Raw genomic sequence first — 4,618 nt, 5'->3', positions numbered from 1 at the left:
GCTATCCGATACGAAAAATCTACAAAACAGACCTTAAGTGAACGGCATTACAGCTGATGCTGGCATTTTTACGTCTAATCATTTTTACGTCTAATTATTGTGCTTAGAATCCACTCACGTTTGATTTAGCAAGGCAGAGTCCTTCATTCGTGCCACAAGGGTATATAGACGCAATCCCAGTACAGCATCCGCTGGACTGACATACCCTAAACCTCAATCGGGTCAACATCTAAACTCCAACGCACTTTAGGTAGTTTCAACGCGGCAATCGTCGGCAAAGCTTCGTCGAGCACCGCCTGCAGTTGCGCCTTGGATTGCGCGGCAATCAATAACTGCGCCCGCTCTACGCCGGCCTTTTTAAGCATCGTCGCCGCCACTGGCTGATTGAGCAATAAATGGGGCTCCGGTGCAATACACGCCCGAATTTGCGCCAATGCCGACAATGCTTGCTCTAACTCGGGTGCGTCGGCACGAAACAAGGCCCAAGCATTGGCTGGCGGCAACAGCATCATTTGCCGTTCTTGCAATGTACGCTCAGCAAATGGCGTAAAATCGCGCGCCAATAATTGATGATAAAAAGGATGATCAGAAAACGCGGTTTGGACAAACACTTCGCCCGGCCGCTCGCGCCGCCCAGCGCGCCCAGCCACTTGGGTTAACAATGCAAACAAACGCTCTTCAGCACGAAAATCAACGCTATATAAACCCGTATCGGCATTCAGTACCACCACCGTTGTGAGCAAATCAAAATCATGCCCTTTAGCCAGCATTTGGGTGCCAATCACAATATCAACCTCGCCTGAATGCACTTGCGCCAGCGCAGCATCCAATTCGCCTTTTTTACTGGTTGAATCGCGATCGATTCGCAAGATTTTTTTGCCCGGAAAATGCAGCGGCAAAGACTCTTCCATCCGCTGCGTGCCCTGGCCAACTGGCTTTAAATCATGATTACCACAATCTGGGCAAGCCGGCGTAATCGCCTGCTCATAACCACAATGATGGCAGCGCAAGCGGCGCTCTTTTAAATGCAATACCAAACGCGCCGAGCAATGGGTACAACAGGCCATCCAACCACACTCACCGCACTGCAAAACCGGAGAAAATCCACGCCGATTTAAAAAAATCAACACTTGCTCCCCGCGATCGAGTGCGGCATGCATTGCAGCCAATGCCATCACATGCAAGCCATCAACGAGCCCGACATTTTTAACCGGTAGCAAAGTGATTTTAGGCAAGACTGCGCCGGGCACTGCGCGCTCAGACAAAGTGAGCATGCGATAGCGCTTAGCTTTGGCATTGGCCCAACTTTCAATGCTCGGTGTGGCAGAACCGAGCACAATCGGCACCTTGGCCTGCCGTGCCCGGTACACGGCGACATCGCGCGCCGAATAACGCAGGCCTTCTTGCTGCTTGAATGAAGGATCATGCTCTTCATCGACGATAATCATGCCTAGCTGCGGCAAAGGCGTAAACACCGCCAAACGCGTGCCCAAGACAATTTTGGCTTCGCCGCGCAATGCCGACAGCCAATTGACCGCACGCTCGGTATCATTCAAGCCACTATGCAGTGCCGCCATCGGCACCCCCGGAAAGCGCGCACGAAAGCGCCCTTCTAATTGCGGCGTCAGATTAATCTCGGGAATCAACACTAAAACTTGCAGACCTCGCGCCAACACTTGCGCAATGGTTTGCAAATACACTTCGGTCTTGCCACTACCGGTAATGCCATACAGCAAGAACGGCGCAAAACCACGCGCCGCCGTCAGCTCAGCAACCACCTGACTTTGCTCTGCATTCAGTGCCAAATCATCGCTAGCCTTAGCGACAACCTTGGCCTCAAGTGCGGACTGTAGCCAGCCTTGTTCATGCCAAGCTTTAACCCAGCGCCAAGCGCTGTCATGCAAACGACGCAGTGCCGCTGGGGTATGCGGTACCGACAAGCATGCCGCCACGCGGCGCTGCGCAGGTGCTTTTAAGGAAATTTGGCGCAACAAATCGGCAACATCACCGGCAAAATACACCAAGCTTGGCGCAGGCTCGCGAAACACGGTTGGACTACGAAATACTTTCGGCAGCGCAGCAGCAATCACCGCGCCAATGGGATAATGGTAGTAATGCGCGACAAACTGACACAACTGCAAGGTTTCGGCAGGCAATGCCGGCAAATCATCCAAAACGGCCAAAATCGCTTTGGGCGTCCCCTTAAAATCCGCCGCATCATCGCGTAATTCAAGCACCACGCCCGAAAGTCGGCGCGGACCAAACGGCACCAGCACGCGCGTCCCCACCTTTGGTGTCAACCCCGCTACCGCATAAGCGAATAACTTTTTAAGCGGTACGTCAAGTGCAACCAAGGCAAAAGCAGTCACTTTCTCTCTCTTTAACACGTAAAAGCTTTCGCCAGCAGGTTATGCACAGTTTCTGTGGATAATTTTGTGGGCAAGTTGCAAAAAAGCCTAAAAACCCCAATAAAGCTGTGGCTATGCCTAGGTTGCACAAAAATTGGACACAAAAATAAACCCAATAAAATCAACAACTTAACTTTGTCAACGATTTACATCAAATTTTTAAAAGGGGATTGACAAGTTAAAAATCACCAACTTAACAAATGTGCATAACTTGATGTAACTTCACAAGGAATGACTACACAAACCCGCTGCAAAGTATTGATTTTCATCGCAATTACACCTTGCCAACACCAGCCCCAAGTTAATCCTTACGCGACAAGCGATGCACCGCTGCAACCAAAGCCGCAGCATGATCTGGATTGGTAAATTGCGAAATTCCGTGTCCCAAATTAAACACATGACCGGTACCACCACCGTAACTGGTCAAGATGCGCTCGACTTCTGCTTCAATCGCTGCTGGCGGCGCAAACAAGGCCACTGGGTCAAAATTACCTTGCAGTGCGACTTTGTCGCCGACACGACGACGCGCTTCGCCAATATCAGTGGTCCAATCCAAACCAATTGCATCACAACCAATCGCAGCGATGTCTTCTAGCCATTGACCACCGCCTTTGGTAAACACAATCACCGGCACACGACGGCCATCGTTTTCACGTTTCAGGCCCGCCACAATCCGCGCCATATATTGCAATGAGAATTCTTGATATTTGCCGTACGGCAAAGAGCCACCCCAGCTATCAAAAATCTGCACCGCTTGCGCACCGGCTTCGATTTGCGCATTCAGATAATCAATCACCGTTAGGGTATTAACCTCTAAGATACGATGTAAAAGGTCTGGGCGCGCATACATCATGGTTTTGATTTCACGATAATCGCTAGAGCTGCCGCCCTGCACCATATAGCAGGCCAAAGTGTACGGGCTGCCTGAAAAACCAATCAACGGTACGCGGTTATCTAGCGCTTTGCGAATTGAGCTCACCGCGTCAGTAACGTATTTCAACTCGGTACCGACATCCGGCACGAAGAGTTTGGCAACGTCTTCTTCAGTACGCACAGTACGCTCAAATTTCGGGCCTTCGCCTTCGGCAAAATACAAGCCCAAGCCCATCGCATCGGGCACGGTCAAAATATCCGAGAACAAAATCGCCGCATCGAGCGGGAAACGCTCTAGCGGTTGCAAGGTGACTTCAGTCGCCAGCTCAGTGTTTTTGCACAATTGCAAAAATGAACCAGCGTTTTTGCGCGTCGCGCAGTATTCCGGCAAATAACGCCCCGCTTGGCGCATCATCCACACTGGCGTGTATTCAACCGGTTCACGCATTAAAGCGCGCAGGAAAGTATCGTTTTTTAACATTGTTTACTCTTATTCAAATTCATCAAACGATTGGCAGCATTTCCAGCAATCCCTCTGGAAAAACGGGCCAAGCTAATTTTCTTATTTCTTCACGGCTGAGCCAGCGCAAATTAAATTCAACGCCATTGGATTCAACGCCGCGCAAATGCAGCAAAGGTGCGTTCAATTCAGCTTGATACACAAATACAATTTCATGCCCTGCGACACCATCAAACGTGAATACATTTTCAATGACCTGCAGCAAGCGCAAATTTTGAATCTCATGACCGATCTCTTCTAACACTTCACGGCGAATCGCCGCTTCGCTGCGCTCACCAAAATCAACGCTCCCCCCGAGTGGCATCAAGTAATGTTGATTTTTAGTTGGGTCATAACCCTCTGCCAGTAAAAATTGGCCTTGCTGTTTAATTAGACAACGTACTTTAGTGCGAATATGAGCCGCCATTAATTCAAAGCCCCCAGCGCCCACTTGCCCTGCCCTTGGCAATCGAGCACTTGGGCGTGGTATTCAATCAGGCCCGAGCGATGCCCTACGCTCACCATTACGCCTTTTTTCATACATTCGGCAACGGCGGCATAGAGCTTGGCTTCGCCAGCAGCATCAAGCGCTGAACTAGATTCATCCATTAATAAAAAGTCCGGTTCCAGCAATAATACGCGCAGCAAAGCCACGCGTTGCTGCTCACCCAAGCTCAGCACGTGCGACCATGAATCCACTTCATCAAGCCGTGGCAATAAATGACTAAGCCCCGCTAATTCAAGCAAATCGGCCAATGTTGCGTCTTCCTGCCTTGCCGCTTGCGGGTAATACAGGGCGGCGCGCAAGGTGCCCAATGGCATATAGGGTTTTTGCGAA

General features: G+C 50.5%; 4 protein-coding genes. All 4 read right to left on the bottom strand.

The genetic code is table 11. From position 1 onward, the window contains the following. Nucleotides 1-206 precede the first annotated feature (206 nt). On the bottom strand, nucleotides 207-2,369 hold the full coding sequence (locus tag Q0V82_RS16415; protein ID WP_297577524.1) for a primosomal protein N': 2,163 nt from the start codon (nucleotides 2,367-2,369) through the stop codon (nucleotides 207-209). 340 nt (nucleotides 2,370-2,709) lie between these two features. After that, entirely contained in the window at nucleotides 2,710-3,762 is a 1,053-nt protein-coding gene (gene hemE, locus Q0V82_RS16410) for a uroporphyrinogen decarboxylase (RefSeq protein WP_221020899.1), read from the bottom strand. 22 nt (nucleotides 3,763-3,784) lie between these two features. Further along, the gene (locus Q0V82_RS16405; RefSeq protein ID WP_297577520.1) at nucleotides 3,785-4,207 is read right to left on the bottom strand and encodes an NUDIX hydrolase; all 423 of its coding nucleotides are present in this window, start codon (nucleotides 4,205-4,207) and stop codon (nucleotides 3,785-3,787) included. Then, nucleotides 4,207-4,618 (bottom strand): ATP-binding cassette domain-containing protein (locus Q0V82_RS16400; RefSeq protein WP_297577517.1); only part of this gene is annotated, 412 nt, incomplete at its 5' end. The genes Q0V82_RS16405 and Q0V82_RS16400, both read right to left, overlap by 1 nt.

Origin of the sequence: uncultured Deefgea sp. (assembly GCF_947072475.1) — a bacterium.
Taxonomy (GTDB): Bacteria; Pseudomonadota; Gammaproteobacteria; order Burkholderiales; family Chitinibacteraceae; genus Deefgea.
This window is presented reverse-complemented; position numbering and strand designations above follow the sequence as displayed.

Excerpts from the sequence above, each read along its gene's own strand:
- hemE (WP_221020899.1), bottom strand. The coding sequence starts at position 3,762 with ATGTTAAAAAACGATACTTTCCTGCGCGCTTTAATGCGTGAACCGGTT.
- Q0V82_RS16405 (WP_297577520.1), bottom strand. The coding sequence starts at position 4,207 with ATGGCGGCTCATATTCGCACTAAAGTACGTTGTCTAATTAAACAGCAA.